This window comes from Clostridia bacterium (assembly GCA_014360065.1).
Classification (GTDB): Bacteria; Bacillota; DSM-521; order Neomoorellales; family JACIYF01; genus JACIYF01.
On record JACIYF010000054.1, the window covers coordinates 1 to 17,251 of the forward strand.

General features: G+C 50.7%; 12 protein-coding genes and 1 riboswitch. Of the genes, 6 read left to right on the plus strand and 6 right to left on the minus strand.

Annotation, left to right across the window (positions count from 1 at the left end):
- The 5 genes from H5U02_09045 to H5U02_09065 all read left to right on the plus strand — a co-directional run.
- A partial coding sequence (locus H5U02_09045; protein ID MBC7342573.1) for a TPM domain-containing protein occupies window positions 1–502 on the plus strand: 502 nt, incomplete at its 5' end.
- Between the two features lie 135 nt (window positions 503–637).
- Complete coding sequence (locus tag H5U02_09050; GenBank protein ID MBC7342574.1) at window positions 638–2,269, plus strand: long-chain fatty acid--CoA ligase; 1,632 nt, start codon at window positions 638–640, stop codon at window positions 2,267–2,269.
- Between the two features lie 165 nt (window positions 2,270–2,434).
- A complete protein-coding gene (gene carA, locus H5U02_09055; GenBank protein ID MBC7342575.1) occupies window positions 2,435–3,595 on the plus strand; it encodes a glutamine-hydrolyzing carbamoyl-phosphate synthase small subunit in 1,161 nt (386 codons plus the stop codon).
- A gap of 30 nt (window positions 3,596–3,625) precedes the next feature.
- On the plus strand, window positions 3,626–6,892 hold the full coding sequence (gene carB, locus H5U02_09060; protein ID MBC7342576.1) for a carbamoyl-phosphate synthase large subunit: 3,267 nt from the start codon (window positions 3,626–3,628) through the stop codon (window positions 6,890–6,892).
- A 42-nt stretch (window positions 6,893–6,934) separates the two neighbouring features.
- Window positions 6,935–7,540, plus strand: coding sequence for a hypothetical protein (locus H5U02_09065; protein ID MBC7342577.1), 606 nt, complete (start codon window positions 6,935–6,937; stop codon window positions 7,538–7,540).
- Here H5U02_09065 and H5U02_09070 read toward each other — a convergent pair.
- From H5U02_09070 to H5U02_09095, 6 genes are all read right to left on the minus strand, one after another.
- A complete protein-coding gene (locus tag H5U02_09070; GenBank protein MBC7342578.1) occupies window positions 7,529–8,914 on the minus strand; it encodes an NAD(P)/FAD-dependent oxidoreductase in 1,386 nt (461 codons plus the stop codon). The genes H5U02_09065 and H5U02_09070 overlap by 12 nt on opposite strands.
- 22 nt (window positions 8,915–8,936) lie before the next feature.
- Window positions 8,937–10,826 carry an aldehyde ferredoxin oxidoreductase family protein gene (locus H5U02_09075; protein MBC7342579.1) on the minus strand — a complete coding sequence of 630 codons (1,890 nt, stop codon included), beginning with the start codon at window positions 10,824–10,826 and terminating at the stop codon, window positions 8,937–8,939.
- A 34-nt stretch (window positions 10,827–10,860) separates the two neighbouring features.
- On the minus strand, window positions 10,861–11,283 hold the full coding sequence (locus tag H5U02_09080) for an SCP2 sterol-binding domain-containing protein (protein MBC7342580.1): 423 nt from the start codon (window positions 11,281–11,283) through the stop codon (window positions 10,861–10,863).
- 40 nt (window positions 11,284–11,323) lie between these two features.
- Window positions 11,324–12,517 carry an iron-containing alcohol dehydrogenase gene (locus H5U02_09085; protein ID MBC7342581.1) on the minus strand — a complete coding sequence of 398 codons (1,194 nt, stop codon included), beginning with the start codon at window positions 12,515–12,517 and terminating at the stop codon, window positions 11,324–11,326.
- 123 nt (window positions 12,518–12,640) lie between these two features.
- Complete coding sequence (locus tag H5U02_09090) at window positions 12,641–14,488, minus strand: hypothetical protein (protein MBC7342582.1); 1,848 nt, start codon at window positions 14,486–14,488, stop codon at window positions 12,641–12,643.
- Window positions 14,488–16,008, minus strand: coding sequence for a DUF362 domain-containing protein (locus H5U02_09095; protein ID MBC7342583.1), 1,521 nt, complete (start codon window positions 16,006–16,008; stop codon window positions 14,488–14,490). Before H5U02_09095 ends, H5U02_09090 begins: the two co-directional genes overlap by 1 nt.
- 452 nt (window positions 16,009–16,460) lie before the next feature.
- Window positions 16,461–16,542, plus strand: a riboswitch (cyclic di-GMP riboswitch).
- A 61-nt stretch (window positions 16,543–16,603) separates the two neighbouring features.
- On the opposite strand from H5U02_09095, the gene H5U02_09100 reads away from it, so the two are divergent.
- Window positions 16,604–17,251: hypothetical protein (locus H5U02_09100; protein MBC7342584.1), on the plus strand; the 648-nt coding region annotated here is incomplete at its 3' end.

The following is a 17,251-nucleotide window of genomic DNA, read 5'->3' on the forward strand; positions in this document are numbered from 1 at the left end:
GATAGTTAAGGACAGGATGCTTTCCGGGCAAAGTGGCAAGGTCCGCATAGAGGTAGGGTATGGGTTGGAGGGGGCTATACCCGATGGAAAAGCTGGTCGGATCCTGGATGAATACGTTTTGCCGGCCTGGCAATCTGGCAAATATAGCGACGGTATTTACCAAGGTTACCTGGCTTTAGCTGGAGAGGTAGCCAAGGAGTATAACTTAGATATTAGTGCTGATCCCCAGCTACAGTCACTGAAAGATTATCCCGTAGAAAGCAACGGGCTTGACGGCTTCCCTTGGGGGATACTAGTGTTTTTCGTTTTTGTAATAGCTTATTCGTTGACCGCTATCCGCAGGCGTAAACAGGGATATCCTGGAGGCAAGTCGGGACCGTTTTGGGGGGGTGGCTTCCCAGGTGGATTTCCCGGCGGTGGTTTTGGTAGCGGTGGCTTTGGTGGTTTTGGTAGCGGTGGCTTTGGTGGCGGTTCCAGTGGTGGGGGAGGCGCGAGCCGCTAGGGGTAACTAGCCACCATATGCGGGGGCCTCGTCTGTTCTAAGGCGGAGGTGAGAATGACTGAGGATTAGCCTTAAAGGGAGTCAAGTAGGCAGAGTACCATGAACTATTCGAAATTACGGAAAGGAAATAATGGTATGACAAACACTGACTTGACCACCAGGCCTTGGGCCAGGCATTACCCGAGCCAGGTGCCAATCCGGCTTAATTACCCTAATCAAACCCTGCCGCAGCTACTTGACCAGACTGCTCAGCAGTTTCCGGATACGCTGGCTACGATATTCTTTGGCCAGCAAATGACCTACTCCGCCTTGGCTTTTGCGGTGAGCCGGTTTGCTACCGCCTTGAGCAAGCTGGGGGTTAAAAAAGGCGACCGGGTAATGCTTATGGCCCCTAATTGTCCTCAGTTTGTGATTGCCTATTACAGCATCCTTAAGCTGGGAGCCATAGTGGTACAGACCAACCCCATGTACGTGGAAAGAGAAATCCTGTACCAAGCCAATGACTCCGGGGCCAAGGTAGTAATCTTTTATGATGCGCTATACCCCCGGATAAAGAATGCTCGGGCTGAAGCCTGCTGGGAGACCCTCATCACCTTTAGCTTTGCCGAGCGGATGCCCGTAGATGATAGTGTCTTACGCCTTGAGGAGCTAGCGGCTAATACTGGTGGCGGGGTACCGCCGGTAAGTATTGATTTGGAGAATGACGTGGCTATATTCCAGTATACTGGAGGTACTACTGGTGTTTCCAAGGGAGTGATGTTGACCCATAAAAACTTAGTGGCCAACGCCTGGCAGGTACGCCATTGGTTTCATGACGCCGTGCCCGGACAGGAAAGGGTCCTGAGCGTACTCCCATTCTTTCACTCCTTTGGCATGACTTGTTCCATGAACCTGCCGGTAGTAATGGGTTTGACCATGATTCTGGTTCCCCGGTTCAATCCCGATGAAGTTCTCGAGGTTATTAAAGCCCACCAACCCACCATTTTTCCTGGGGTTCCCACCATGTTTACGGCCATTGTTAATCATCCTCGGGTAGAGGAGTATAATGTGGCTTGTATTCGTAACACCATCAGCGGCGGGGCACCTTGCCCGGTGGAATTGATTGCTGAATTTAAGCGAAAAATTGGCGCTCCCTTACTGGAGGGCTATGGTCTGTCGGAAACCTCACCGGTTACCCATTGCAACCCTCTAGGTGGAATGACCAAAGTAGGAAGCATTGGTCTGCCAATATCCGACACTGACTGTAAGATAGTTGACTTGGAGACGGGTACTCGCGAACTTGGCGAAAACCAGGTAGGCGAGCTTATCATTAAAGGCCCGCAAGTCATGAAGGGATACTGGAATATGCCTGAGGACACTGCAGCTACCCTGCGCGATGGTTGGCTATATACAGGAGACATTGCCAAGATGGATGAAGACGGCTATTTCTACATTGTGGACCGCAAGAAGGAAATGATTATTGCCGGCGGCTACAACATCTATCCCCGGGATGTAGAAGAAGTGCTGTACGAGCATCCCAAGGTAATGCAGGCGGCAGTGGTTGGTGTTCCCGATAAGTACCGAGGGGAAACAGTGAAGGCCTTTGTGGTGTTAAGACCTGGGGAAACTATGTCTGAGCAGGAAGTTATTGAATACTGCCGGCAAAAAATGGCGGCTTACAAGGTGCCTCGCCTAGTCGAATTCCGAGATTCATTGCCCATGAGCGCAGTAGGAAAGATCCTGAGGCGAGAGCTCGCAGCCGAAGAGCGAAAAAGGGCTGGCCTATAGAAAACAAACTGAATCATGTTGGAGCCATTCCCCTGGACTATCCAACCCACTCCCAGGGGAGTTTTCTTTTTTGGTTGACTTTCCAGGCGAGATCTGGGATAATTCTCGTTTCGGAAGGGTAGGGGTGTTGCCCTTAAAATGGGAGAGGAAAGAGGCGTGATTGAGATGAAGGCGGTCCTAGTTTTGGAGGACGGCTTTGCTTTGGAAGGTGAGGCCTTTGCTGGAGAAGGAGAAATCTTCGGCGAGGTCGTTTTTAATACTAGCATGACTGGCTATCAGGAGATTCTTACTGATCCTTCCTATAAAGGCCAGATCGTGACCCTCACTTATCCCCTGATCGGCAATTATGGTATTAATGCTGAAGACGTAGAGTCCTTTAAGCCTCACGTTGAGGCTCTTGTGGTCCGGGAATATAGCCGCTTTCCTCATAACTGGCGAAGCCAGCGCACTCTAAAGGAGTTCTTGGAACAATTTGGGATATTGGGAATAGAAGGAATCGATACCCGGGCGCTGACTAAGCACATTCGGGAAGCCGGGGCGATGAAAGGGGTAATCTCTACCAGGGATTTTGATATTAAGCGGTTGCTTGAGAAGGTTAGAGCTTACCCAGGTTTAGTAGGTCGGGATATGGTTCAACACGTTACCTGCAGGCAACCTTACCGCTGGCAGCAAGGGCCCAAGAGTATCGACGGAGTAACAGGTAGCTTATCTGCTATAGGGCCAAAGAGTAGTCAGTACAAGTACCGGGTGGTGGCATTTGATTACGGAGTTAAGTACAATATCCTTCGTTTGCTTGAAGCCATCGGTTGCGAAGTGATTGTCGTTCCAGCCTGGACTAAGGCCGAGGAAGTGCTAGGGCTAGACCCGGACGGTATCTTTCTTTCCAATGGCCCAGGCGATCCAGCTGGGGTGCCCTATGCAATCGAGGAAATTAAGAAGCTGCTTGGCAAAAAGCCAATCTTTGGTATCTGCCTAGGCCATCAGTTCCTGGGTCGCGCCTTGGGATTGGATACATTTAAACTCAAGTTTGGCCACCGGGGGGGCAACCAGCCAGTTAAAGATCTAGCTACAGGCAGGGTAGAAATTACTGCTCAGAATCATGGCTTTTGTGTATGCCGCCCCGATCCTCACACTTGTAACAATCCCGACCTCCTTCGGGAGTTGCGCATTACCCATGTTAATTTAAACGATCGCACTTTGGAAGGAATGGAGCACCGTAGCTTGAAGTGTTTTTCGGTTCAGTACCACCCTGAAGCTTCACCTGGACCTCATGATTCTCGCTACCTGTTTGAGCGATTTGCAAGCCTCATGGAAGAAACCAGGTAAACAGCAGGAAAGTCATAGGAAGGTGACGCAATGCCAAGACGTAACGATATTAAGAAGGTTCTACTCATCGGCTCAGGGCCTATAGTCATCGGCCAGGCTTGCGAATTCGATTATTCCGGTTCCCAGGCTTGTAAGGCTCTTAGAGAAGAAGGTTACGAAGTGGTTTTGGTTAATAATAACCCGGCTACTATCATGACGGACCCGGATATGGCCGACCGAACTTACATTGAGCCCCTAACTCCCGAAATTATTGAGAAAGTAATTGCCCGCGAAAGGCCCGACGTGATGCTCCCTACGGTAGGAGGTCAAACGGGCCTTAATATTGCCGCCGAATTGGCCCGAAACGGAGTTTTGGAACGCTACGGGGTTGAACTTATCGGTGCCAAGTTTGAGGCCATTGAGCGGGCAGAAAAGCGGGAGCTCTTTCGGGAGACCATGGAGAAGATAGGCTTGGAGGTAGCTCGTAGCCGCTTGGTGCACAGTATAGAAGAGGCTCTATCTTTTGCCGACCAAGTTGGCTATCCGGTAGTGATACGACCTTCCTATACCCTAGGCGGGACCGGGGGTGGTATTGCCTATAATGTTGAAGAACTTCGGGAGATGGTAGAGAATGGCCTGGACTATAGCCCTGTCAAGGAAGTCCTGGTGGAAGAGTCGGTAATTGGTTGGAAGGAATATGAACTAGAAGTGATGCGGGATCGGCTCGACAATGTGGTAATCATCTGTTCCATCGAGAATTTTGATCCTATGGGGATTCACACCGGTGATAGCATTACGGTAGCACCTGCCCAGACGCTTTCCGACAAAGAGTATCAAAGTATGCGTGATGCCGCCATTAACATTATCCGCGCCATTGGGGTAGAGACCGGCGGTTCTAATATTCAATTTGCCATGAATCCTGAGACTGGGCGCATGCTGGTAGTTGAAATGAATCCTCGAGTTTCCCGTTCCTCGGCTTTAGCTTCCAAGGCCACGGGATTCCCCATTGCCAAGATCGCTGCCAAGCTGGCCATTGGCTATAGCCTGGACGAAATAGCTAATGACATTACTAAGAAGACGCCAGCTAGCTTTGAGCCTACCATTGATTACTGCGTGGTCAAGATTCCCCGCTGGGATTTTGCCAAATTTCCTGGGGCTGATACTACTTTGACCACCCAGATGAAATCGGTGGGCGAAGTGATGGCGATTGGCCGGACGTTTAAAGAAGCTTTACAAAAGGCCATTCGTTCTTTAGAACAGAAGCGAATGGGGTTAGGTGCGGACGGGCACGACGACCTAAGGTTGACCTCCGTATCGCCCGAACAGCTGGAGCAGTTAAAAGCAGAAATTCGAGAAAAGCTAGTTGTTCCAGGGCCGGACCGTCTTTTCTACTTGCGCTATGGTTTTCAGGCGGGAATGGATATTGATGAGATCTACGGGTACACCAAAATTGATAAATGGTTTCTTTATAACATTAAGCAAATAATTGATATGGAAACCGAACTAGCCGAACAGTTGCAGCGAGTTGGAGGCGATGTGGGTCGAATTGACCGTCGCTTGCTCTTGCAAGCCAAATCGTGGGGGTTTTCGGATTGCCAAATAGCTTATCTAGCAGGGGTTTCAGAAGCGGAGGTAAGGGAGAAGCGCATTAGCCGAGGTATAGAAGCGGTATATAAGTTAGTAGATACGTGTGCAGCTGAGTTTGAAGCCTATACCCCTTACTATTATTCCACTTATGAAGCCGAGGACGAGGTACGGAAGTCGGATCGTCGTAAAGTCATGATCTTGGGAGGCGGCCCCAACCGTATCGGACAAGGTATCGAGTTCGACTACTGCTGCGTGCAGGCAGCTTTTGCTTCTAAGGAGGAAGGCCGGGAAGTAATTATGGTCAACTGTAACCCGGAGACAGTTAGCACTGATTACGACACCTCCGATAAACTATATTTCGAACCCTTGACCTTGGAAGATGTTCTCAATATCTATGACAAGGAAAAACCCGAAGGTGTTATCCTTCAGTTTGGAGGCCAAACCCCTCTCAAGCTGGCGCTTTCCTTGGAGGAAGCGGGCGTGCCCATTCTTGGTACCTCGCCGCGAAACATCGATTTGGCCGAGGACCGCGAGAAATTTGCCGAGATCGTAAAGGGGCTAGGCTTGCTGCAGCCTCCCAATGGCACCGGACGTTCGGTGGCTGAAGCCAAGACTGTGGCCCAGCAAATTGGGTACCCGGTCTTAGTTCGACCCTCGTACGTACTTGGTGGCCGAGCTATGGAGATTGTCTATGATGAGGGAGAGCTGGAGGCCTATATGAGCCGCGCTGTTCAGGTATCCCCTGAGTATCCGGTGCTTATTGATAAGTTCATTGAAGATGCCACTGAGGTTGACGTCGATGCAGTTAGCGATGGGCAAACGACTATAATTGCCGGGGTAATGGAGCACATCGAACAAGCTGGGGTTCATTCCGGTGATAGCTCCTGTAGCCTTCCTCCTTATAGTCTGTTGCCTTCGCAAGTGGAAGAGCTCAAGCAAAGCACTAGGCTCCTGGCTCGAGCGTTGAACGTAGTTGGTTTAATCAACGTCCAGTACGCCATTAAGAATGGTAAGATCTACATCCTGGAAGTTAACCCGCGGGCGTCGCGAACTATTCCTTTTGTCAGCAAAGCTACCGGTATCCCTTGGGCAAAGATTGCTACCAAAGTCATGTTAGGCAAAACCTTGGCCGAGCTGGGCATAACCGAAGAGCGAGTTCCCAAGTATACTGCGGTCAAAGAAGCAGTCTTTCCATTTATTAAATTCCCTGGGGTTGATATCATCCTAGGTCCAGAAATGCGGTCCACTGGGGAAGTGATGGGGATCGATGAAACTTTTGGGGCTGCTTTCGCCAAATCCCAGATAGTAGCCGAAACACCATTGCCGCTAACCGGTACGGCCCTAATTACGGTAGCTGACAGAGATAAAGAGGCTGCTTTGCACTTAGCTAAAGAGTTGTCCCAATTGGGATTCAAGATTTGGGCTACCCCTGGCACTGCCAAGTTCTTCCGCCAGAACGGCCTTGAAGTTACCAGGGTCAACAAACTGGCTGAGGGACGGCCTCACATCCTAGACCATATTAAGAATGGCCATGTCGACCTCCTAATCAATACCCCAGTAGGCAAAGGTCCCAAGTATGACGAATACAAGATGCGCCGGCTGGCAACCATGCACAAAATCCCTATTATCACTACCATTCAAGGAGCCAAAGCGGCCGTAGAAGGAATTAAGGCACAAAAGCGAGAAGAATTCCAAGTAAAAAGCATTCAGGAGTACCATGGATCAATCTAATTTGGCCGGCCAAAAGCTCATAGGGAGGCGCCGACGTAATCCATGGGAGGGAACGTGTGGGAGAGGCTGAAGAGCTGTTATCCGCCCATAATTGAACTGATTCCGGTAGGGTTAATAGGATGGGGTATTTACGTATTGGTATCGGGGCTTGAGGAAATGGCGTTATTGATGCCAGTAGACTTTTCTTTCTTCGGAAAGCCAACGGTGCTTGCCACCAAGAACCCTTTGATCCTGTGGTCCTACATCTCTTTAGCTGCAGCTTTATATGCTATCTTCTCCTTGATTTCTTATTATGTGTTGCTTCCTGACGATCCCCGTGAACTGATAAAACTGCCTGCTGACCGGGCAACACCGCTCGACTTTCAAGAGGCCCAAGCCATTCAACGCTCCTGGGTACGTAGCTTTTATGCGCTTAAGACTCTAACAGTTACCAACTTAATCTATCGCTTATGGGGAACGGTATGGATCTCCCTGACCAAGTGGGATAGCTTGGGCTTATGGCCTTGGCTTACGGTTATTCTGATGGTACTTGTGGTACTTCGCCCTCTCTACTTACTAACAAAAACCATTTCTGCCCACCTGGTTAGAGCCTCGGTAGGCGAAACCAGTACTAGTTCCGAAGACAAAAACCGCGACCTAGGAACCTAAGGATTTGAGGTAGCTGGTTACTGCTTCTGCGCACTCAATGGCGGAATTGAAGGCACAGTCGCCACCAGTGCCTTCCGCAGACGTAGTATCGCCAGCCAGGAATAGGTTGGTGAAGCCTGGTACCCTTATAGGCGGGCGGTCAGGCCGAGCTTGGCCAGGTCGAGGGACAAATCCATCTACCATGGATAACGTCAATATTCTTTCCCACTCTAGGTTTTCCCATATGCCCGGGAACATTTGTTCGAGAATCTTCCTAAGGGTCCTAATTTCTCTTTCTATCCGCTCACGATTTTTCATGATTGATTCGGGAAGGGGATAGTACCAAGACCCGATTTGCTTACCGGGGGGTGCTACCGAAGCATCGATGTTGGACGAAAACTGACCCATAGTTACTGGCTTGCCGGTCACTACCAAGCCATCTATGTCCGACACCGGCTTCTTTAAACCAAAATCTAGGGCAATCCCAGCGGTGGGCTCTAGGCTGGTAACTCGGGAAGCAAGGGATTTAGGAAAGAGATTCTTGGGGACTATGCGAGACAAATTTTGCACCGGGAAAGCACACACAATGGCCTGAGCCTGAAGACGGTTCCCGTCAGCCAATTCGACGGCAATCGCCTTATCCTTAGAAAAGGAGATTTGCTTCACCTGACTATGGAGTCGGATTTCACCCCCACCTTTTTCGATAACTTGTCGCAGCTTGTTCAGAATCTGGCTGGTTCCGCCTCGGGGATAGGCTACCTTTTCTTTAGCTTTTAAACTTTTCCTAATGAATACTGATAGCTCGCCCACCGAGGTCTTTTCGGGATCTATAGCAACAATGCCAATACCCGCTAAGGCCACCATTAGCTCCTTCAGCGCACCGGACCGGACCTTGCCAATCAGCTGCGAGTAAGGGCGCTGCCATGAGGACTCAGGTTTTGCCATTAGCAAGCGCAGCAGAATGTTAGTTGCCTGTAATCTTTCGGGAAAACTTAAAATCTTGGTAGTCAAGAATTTGGGGGCTGAATTTGGGAAAGGATAAAACCGCCCTCGGTGAAAGTAAACCGGCGGCCCGGGATGACAGAAATCGATGGACTCCCCCAACATGTGCATTAGTCGCTGGGCGGCCCCCTCGCTGCCAAAGCGGTTGGCATGAAGGCCGTACTCTACGATGTAACCGTTGCGGCGACGATACGAGGCCCGGCCTCCAATGTTACCAGCCTGCTCTAGGACCAAAACCCTGAGGTTTTGGCGAGCCAGTAGGGCCGCAGTAGATAAGCCGCCGTAGCCGCTACCGATAATAATTACATCCATTTTAGCCACCTCTATCTCAACGGCGAATCGCAAAAAGCGAAATAGGGCCGGGGCAAAGGTGGCTGTCTCCCAACCCGGCACCGGCCCATCTTCCAATCGAGTCTTAGCCAGCTGCCGCCGTTGCTAGTAATTGATTGGCTTCCGCCAAACCCACTTGGGCTAGCTTATCGGGCAGGGGCCTTCCCGTTGCATCGAGTCCCCGAAGCTGGTAGAATTCGCGCAGCATTAGTTCTATGTCTGGGACCGAGCCGGCTGTAACCCCATCCTCAAGGGGCGTAAGTATCTTATCTGGCAACCGGTCGTCTTGGCTACGGATGCCGCGGAGGCAGTTGATCACCCGCTTGGTGAGCCAAATCCTTTCTCCTCGCTCCTGAATCAGTTCTGGGGACCACTCTTCCCCAGTCACTACTGCTAAGCCTGCGCAAAGGTTGAGGTCATCGATGGGAATAGATCCGAATTCGCAGAGGATGGCGGCGTTGCTAAATATGCCGGCCAGATTCTGGGCGGTTACCACCAGCTGGGCCTTGCCTTTGCTGACTTGACCTTCTACGGCATCGGTTATGTTTACTCCAGGGTACAAAGATACGCCTTGTTCGATCCACATGGTCTTGTCTGAGACATGGCAGGACCCTCGGTATCCGGTGGCATAAGCAAGCCCGAGGCCGTGAGTAGCGCGGGGATCATGCATGGGTGACTCCAGCCCTTTGACTGTGGTTAACAGAGATTCGGTAGCGGCTCCTAGCTCCCGGGCAGCTCGGCGACTTCCTTTGGCCAGTATAGCACCGAAGCCCTGGCAGTTGCCAATCTGCTTGACCAGCTCGACGATGGCTTCTGTGTTGCCCCAGGTAAGCTCTAGCCCACCGGTTACCTCCGCGTTTATCAACCCGGCCTCATAGCAGTCAATAGCCCAAGCCACCGTGCTTCCACAAGAGATAGTATCCATGCCATAATCGTTGCAGAATCGGTTTATCCAGCAGATGGAGGCCAAGTCCGAGTTGAGGCATAAACTACCAAAAACAGCTACCGTCTCGTATTCGGGTCCAGGGCCAGGTTCAATAGCGTACGGGCCTTCCTTAACCTCAACATGGCGCTTGCAAGATATGCTGCAACCATAGCAGGTTTTGGTCCCGATGAGATAGTTTTCGCTAAGGGCCGGAGCATTGATCAACGCTTGGCCTTCATCCCAGGTACCTAACGTCCAGTTGCGGGTGGGCACATCACCGGTAAGATACCCCGTATCCATGCCGCTTAAACTGCCCATGCCGCCTATGGATTCGAGGATGATGCTTCCTTCCTGCAGTTCCCTCCATTCTTTTCGGACTTCCCTTGCCCGGTCGGGGTCAAACACAGGGACCTTTTGGCTACCCCTTACTACGATGGCCTTTAAGTGCTTTGATGCCATTACTGCCCCCATACCGCATCGCCCAAACAAGTGACCCTTATTATGAACGATGCTGGCAAACAGCACTCCATTTTCGGCAGCAGGACCAATACAAGCAACCTGAACCTTCTTTCTCCCGTTGTCGTATTTGGCGGTTAGGGTGTCGGTGACTTCATAAGTTCCTTTGCCCCAGAGGTCAGAAGCAGGGACGATTTCCACCTGGTTGTCTTCTATTCGGAGATAAACCGGCTGCTGCGCTTTTCCGGTAATGTAAAGAACGTCAAAGCCGGCAAACTTCAGCTCGGCTCCAAAGAACCCGCCCACGTTAGCCTCTCCCCATATGCCGGTATAGGGAGAAATAGCGCTAACTGTAGACCTTCCCGTGGAAGGGAGGCCGGTCCCGGTTAAAGGACCAGTTGCAAAGACCAACGGGTTTTCAGGACTAAGAGGATCCAGAGTGGCAATGGCAGCTCCTAACCGATCCAGAATTAGCTTGGCGGCCAAACCGCTGCCCCCTACAAAATCGCGAGCCAACTGTTCGTCGAGCGAGGTAGTGCTGATCTTTCCGCTGGTAAGATCAACCTCGAGAATCTTTTCCATATACCCCTTCATGCCCTGTCCTCCTTTAGAGGGCAATTTTTCCAACTCAGCTTGCCAAATCGGCCCGACCCATTTCCAGAAGGAAATCCTTGTAAGCTTGGTACGCGGGCTTGAGGGCAGGGAGGAGTTTAAGGGCTTTATTGATGGCACCCTTAGCTACAAGCTGGCGGCGTGCTAAAGCGGCCGTCAGATTGAGCTCCCCCAACCAGAATTTATGCCCGATATCTGCTTTCCCGGAGAAAGTGACTTCTGGCTCGGGGCCTTCGCTGCCAAAGTAAACATTAAAGTAGTAGCCGGGATCGGGGTTCTTGGAATCAACGGTGATGATAATCTCCGGATCAGTATAGTGAAATTGCACCACCAGGGATCCGTCCTTAATTTTGGGGCCCACTTCTGGGTGCTGACGATTCTGGACAAAAAACTCACCCAGTATTTGCCTAATTTCCTCCGAGTCCTTAAACAATGGCATAACAATACCTCCTTGAAGATGATAGGCTAAGGGGTAGGCGCTAGGCAAACTTTTGATCCAGAGCCCCCTCATAAGCCTGTTGCATCAACTGCTGCAAGTCTTCCAATTCGGCAGGACGGGGATTAGTCACCATGGCACCGTCGGTAAGGGCAACCTCGGCAATGATGTGAATCGCTTCTTGGGGCACGCCAGCGTCCTTCAAATTGGTTGGTAATCCGCAATCTTTGGCCAATCTCCAGACTTTTTCTATTGCTTTCCAACCAGCTTCTTCGCCGGACAAACCACGCACGTCAATACCCATGGCCTGGGCAATATCCCGATAGCGTTCTGGGCTCACCTCTAGATTGAACTCCATACCATAAGGCAACATAATGGAACAGCCAAGGCCGTGGTGGAGCCCGTGCACCCCACCGGCTGCGTGGGCGGAGGCATGGACCACGCCTACGAGGGGGTAGGTAAAGGATGCCCCGGCAATACAAGCTCCAACCTGCATCTGGTAGCGAGCCTCCAGATCTTGGCCATTGTGCGTGGCTGCCGGCAAGTGCTGGCAGATGATCTTAATGGCGTGCAGAGCCAATCCATCGGAAAATGGGTCGGCATTGGTAGACAAATAGGCTTCCACCGCATGGGTCAAGGCATCCATCCCGGTAGCGGCAGTCAATCGTGGCGACATGCTCAAGGTAAGTTCCGGTATCAAGATAGAAAGATTGGGCGTAAGAAAGGGACTTGGGTAAGAGAGTTTCAGGTTTTGAGCTCGATCCTTAATGACTGCTACACCAGTTACTTCGCTCCCAGTACCCGAAGTGGTGGGGATAGCTACCAGTTTTAAGGCTAACGGAGCAGCAACAACTCCAGCACCTTGGTGATCAAGTATGTTTCCACCCAAGGTATAAACGATGTTGATGCCCTTGGCAGTATCCATGCTGCTACCGCCACCGATGGCTAGTAAGAAATCGACTCCATGTTCTCGCGCCAGTTCGGCTCCTTTTTGGACTATTTCCGTATCGGAATCTGGCGGAACTTCATCAAATACGTAGGCTATTTCCAGGGATGAACTCCCAAGTGCGTCCAGTACTCTTCTTACTACTCCTGCCTCCTGCAATACCTTATCGGTCACTACCATTCCCTTGGTCACGCCAAGCGCCTCGATCTCTGCAGCCATTGAATCGAGGAGGCCTCTTCCGGCAATAACTCGCGAGGGAAGCGAAAACTCAAAGTAGTCGGGAAGCATCATGCCCACCTCCATTTCCCTTTGTCCAACACTGTTTAATGCGACATCGGTATTCTCCTATTGCCTTGCCGAATGACCACCCCCTATCCACCGTCCAATTTCCGGCTATCATCATGGCCGACCAAGCTATAGCCCCCACACCAACCCGATTACGACCAAAGCCATAACGATGATTGCTACCAAGCCTTTAACTAACGTGCCTATAAACAGATAACCTCGCCTGCGCTTACTATCAAAAACGATTTGCAGGATGGCCATAACCACTGTATATAGGCCCTCCTTATTGGCCCATTGCCATAGCCGAGCTAACAGGAAATCGGGATAGAGAGCCAAGGCTCCTCTTTTTAGGAGATGCCAAAGCTTGCGGACACGGCGTAAGAGCCCAAAGACCTTGAAAATAGAATTAGCCTGTCCGCTGAGCACCAAGGCTAAGAGCTCCTCTACCAATTGCTTTTGAATGCCAACTGAGTAGTTGATCCAGCCTACCTGGTTCCACATTTGGAATCGCGCCCGGTGCAAGCGTTCCTTGATGTCGTCGAAGTTTTCGCTCATTCTGGAAAAAGTAGCCTGGAGTTCGCTGACAGGATAGGAGACTACCCGTTTGAGATCGCTGTTCAACCAGTCGATTACCACTGCTGCCAAAGGGCGATCGCGGTCTAGGAGAAATACGGCATTCTGGGTATGATAACCCATGAGGATTGGAAGCGTCCTGTGGGTAAGGCGAGGCAAAAACCAGTGGGATAAGCGGTGGATGCCGTAGGGCACACCCAGTAACCTGGCTCCAATGGCTACCCAACTCTTTAAAGGAAGAGGGACTGGCCAAATTGCCCACTGGCGGCCGTAATTCCTTACTAGCCGCAAAATTTCTTGAAAAGAAGTTTCCGATACAATGAGGTTATTGCGAGGCAAGGGGCGGTTGACCAAATCGTACAGAATAGGCCGAAGAGCACGGTAATCGACTGTCAAAGTATACTTGGCTCTAGTTTTATGTCCCAAGTACTTGGCCAGGGCCGGCAAGGACATATGCTGGCGGCCTCGGGTCACATCAAAGGAAAGCAGGAGGTTCCTACAATCAGGGCCTCCGAGATCGATAGCTACCACATAGTCATCAGAACGAAGACCTATGACCAAGCGCTCTTCTGCACTCTCGGGGATAATTAAAGTGGGATCTTGCTGAGGATTGGTCATAAAATCTTCGATCCTTACATCCAGAATCTTGGTCATCAGCTCCTCTAAGCGCGCGAACACAGGGGGTGTGGGCGTAAACTTGATCCATTGGTGAAGATATATCTTCTGGATGGCCTGAAAGGCCCCAATAAGGTAATCGCCAAGATTATTGCTGTTTTCGTATTTATCCCATACTTCTTTAAAGGCAGCAAAGAAATTAAGGTTGGCCACTTTCACCCAGTTGACTGGCTGCCGATATAGCTCTTTCATTTTCTGGTCGAGGAAGGGACGCAGCCTTTCCCACTGCCTCCCAATGATCCAACCTTCTACCTCTTTAAGCCAGGGCTCGGTCGGGTCAATATCCACAAGCTCAACATAATTATTAAAGCGGGTATTCTCAAAGTAGGCCTTCAAAATCGTTTCGCCTTTGGCGTCCATGATTATGGTAAATAGGTTGGCCGGATCAAACACCAGGAGTCCAAGGGTATCCCTCAGGAGGTAAAAGGCGGAGCGGTAATCGACTTTAAAGGGAGTTAGGGCAATCTGTACGGTAGCTTCGTCGGCGCTGAGGGCTTCCCCTTCCAGAATCCTCCGGCCAACGTTAACCATTTGCACCCAGGGGACCTTGCAGTATTGTCGGGCCCAGCTGATGATTTCCTCTTGGTCATACTCCTTTACCTCACACAGCCGAGGCGAATAGCTGACTGGAGGGTATTCAACTTCCAGGGATTCCCGCATCCCTTCAACCTTTTGCAGATTAGTAAACTCGTCAATGGGAATAACCTTCGGGCTAGCTGTAAGGCCCATTACCGAATACCTCCCTTGGCCCGCAGGGCTCTAGATGTCGGGTCGGCTACATAGGCCGGCTGGCTGGTGATGTTACGGGCTACTTCGGGGCGGGCTTTACCTTTCATGCTTTCATTGGCAGCATAAATGTAGGTAGCGGGTTTGGATTCGGCAATCTCTTTGGCAAAGCGCTCGGCAAATTTTCGGTCCCAGTGCCAGCGGCGGGGTTGCTTCTCTGGCGGAACGCCGGTGCCGAAGTTAAAGTTGGCAGAAGGTTCTTCAAAAGCTCCAACTGACCCGCCAGCCATAAGTACCATGGGGGCATAGCCCTTGGTAAGATTCTTGAGCTCATGCACCCATACTAAGCCCAAAGGGCAACATCCTATAACATCAACGTACCCGCGCCGAGGATTAAACCACGGGCCGACTTTCTTAGGTTTCTGGCGGTAGCTATAATGCCAAGTTGTATAGATGGCGCAGTCGCCAAAAGCCACAACGAATTTGTCTTCAGGTGGTGGAGGTGGGTACATGCCAACCAAGATGTATACATCACCAAATTCTTGGTGGTCTTTGGCATAAATGATATTGGACACATCGATGGCATAACGAAGGGGCATTTGGCATCCACCCTTGCATACGTCGCCCCGTAAAATGGTGAGTCCGGGAGGGCAATTGATTACTGGGTCAGAAACAGCTCGAGCAAAGGGCCGCCGGTGCTCAGCCAAAGGCTCACCTACGATTTCAATTTGGTTTATATCGCCTACGCCTAGCCCACGCTCGTGAGCGAGCCGGGTCAGGGGGCCCTCCAGATTATCTAATCCCATTAATGCTTCAACCACCGCATCGCAAGCTACTACATCGCTACTGGCTACAATCAGTTTCATGGTGACAATAGAACCGAATGCCGGCCCTTGGCCTTCCATGGCCTCGTACATATCGGTGACGCATAGGTCGGGCTTTTTAGTAGCCAGGATATCAACGAATTTGTCCCATAGGCTTGATCCACTTTCTGGCCGGGTTCGGTGGTGCCGGGCTTTGTCCTCATCAGGCAGAATACCATGGCTGTTCTTAATTCCTAGCGTAGTTAGGGTCGACTCGTGAGTTTTGGCAACTGGTACCGTAATCCAAACATCAGCTTCCATGAGCTTGCGGGGCAGGTGCATATCCTGTAGACAGTAATTGTCTGGCTTGGCGACGTAAACCCATTCGCCTTCATCAAAGAAATGAACTTGGGCGCCAAGATCCTCGATGGCGCGAGTATAACCGGCGTATTCAAAGTGCACTCGCGGAGACATACCACAAACGGAATTCTCGGCCACGGTAATCTCTCCGGCGCCGGCTTCCTGGCAAAGCAGGATCAATCCTTTGATTACATCGATATGGGTAACGGTGGGGGTTCCCATGGCTGTCATAACATTGGGCTTGATCAGTACCTTGTAGCCCGGCTTTACCCACTGCTCTATGCCGCCTAAATACTGAAACGCAGTTCTTACAGCTTGAACCCGGTCCTTGCCGGTGGCTATTGCTACCTTACTTCCCACAGGGTACCTGCCCCCTTCAGAAGAAATGGTTGGGCAACGAAGCCATCTTACGGATATCTCTTCTAAGCTGGTGCAGTGTACAGAATGCTGGCCCAAAAAGGTATATTCGCCAAGCAGTCAAGTAATCCTTCCAGAAAAGCTAAAAAATTTGGTTTGTACAACATAACTCGACTGGGCGGAGGATGTGAGTGAGCATAATAAAATATAACTAGAAGCTTTAAGATACTATAAAGATTCTGTGCCAATGCTCCGAAATAACAGATAAAGAGGAGGGGCAAAATAATTAATTGAGAATATTCTGGAAGATAAAAGGAAAAGAGAGGATCATACTGATTTCTGCTGAGGGTAGTTGACGAACTATTATGACTGCAACTATAATATTTTTAAGACAAGCAACGGTTTAGTGTATTATAGCAATCTTACTTTAAAAACTTAATAATAAAAACCTTTGCGGGTTATATGGAGGCTTTGAAGTGCAGTCCAAGATTGGGCACTGGGACTGTGCGGAGCGAGTAGTGCAACCGGCCATAGCCAATATGGCCGGTTTTTTTATAGGCCAAGGAGCATAAAGTCTGCGGGAGGGGGACCAGTTGCAATGAAGATGGGAAGAGGAATCAACCGCCTTAGTAAAGTGTTTACAGTGATACTTCTGATGACCTTCCTATTAACAGCAGCTGGAGCTGTGGCTCTTGGCCATGTTTCTGCTGAAAAACCTCTTTTTGGGGCAGTACTGATCGGTATACCTGAAGGGGGGATCATAGGGGCCAACACTGATGCCGCGTACAATGTGCGTACCCAGGTGATAGTTGAGCAGCCAAGAGATGGGCAAAAGTTCGTTGCTTCTCAACTGACTTTCCCAGACGGGAAGCCGCCGGTGATAGTTGCAGGCGTAAATCAGGCCGGCGTAGCCTTTGCCTGGGCTGATGTGCCCATACGTGACCCCCAGGTAGCGGAGATGCATATCGGACCTGAGGATATAGGCAAATTCATACTTACTTACAGCTTGTCGGTCAGTGACGTTTTCAACCTTTTGGACAGTGCTCCGCGAGGATTTGCTGGTGAAGTACTGGTAAGTGATAGCTCCAAGGATGTGCTTCTCCTAGAAGTAACACCAAAGCATTTGGCCATCGCTCGGTACATCGATGGCGAGGACAACCAACCCCAAGAGTGGGTAGCAGCAGTCAATGCTTTCATTACCCCTGATTTGGCTAGTCAGCAGTCTCTAGGATCGGGCGTAGCTACT

What these genes read in the sequence shown, in the direction of transcription:
- H5U02_09050 (MBC7342574.1), top strand. Translation starts at nt 638, where the DNA reads ATGACAAACACTGACTTGACCACCAGGCCTTGGGCCAGGCATTACCCG.
- carA (MBC7342575.1), top strand. Translation starts at nt 2,435, where the DNA reads ATGAAGGCGGTCCTAGTTTTGGAGGACGGCTTTGCTTTGGAAGGTGAG.
- carB (MBC7342576.1), top strand. Translation starts at nt 3,626, where the DNA reads ATGCCAAGACGTAACGATATTAAGAAGGTTCTACTCATCGGCTCAGGG.
- H5U02_09065 (MBC7342577.1), top strand. Translation starts at nt 6,935, where the DNA reads ATGGGAGGGAACGTGTGGGAGAGGCTGAAGAGCTGTTATCCGCCCATA.
- H5U02_09075 (MBC7342579.1), bottom strand. Translation starts at nt 10,826, where the DNA reads ATGAAGGGGTATATGGAAAAGATTCTCGAGGTTGATCTTACCAGCGGA.
- H5U02_09080 (MBC7342580.1), bottom strand. Translation starts at nt 11,283, where the DNA reads ATGCCATTGTTTAAGGACTCGGAGGAAATTAGGCAAATACTGGGTGAG.
- H5U02_09085 (MBC7342581.1), bottom strand. Translation starts at nt 12,517, where the DNA reads ATGATGCTTCCCGACTACTTTGAGTTTTCGCTTCCCTCGCGAGTTATT.
- H5U02_09090 (MBC7342582.1), bottom strand. Translation starts at nt 14,488, where the DNA reads ATGGGCCTTACAGCTAGCCCGAAGGTTATTCCCATTGACGAGTTTACT.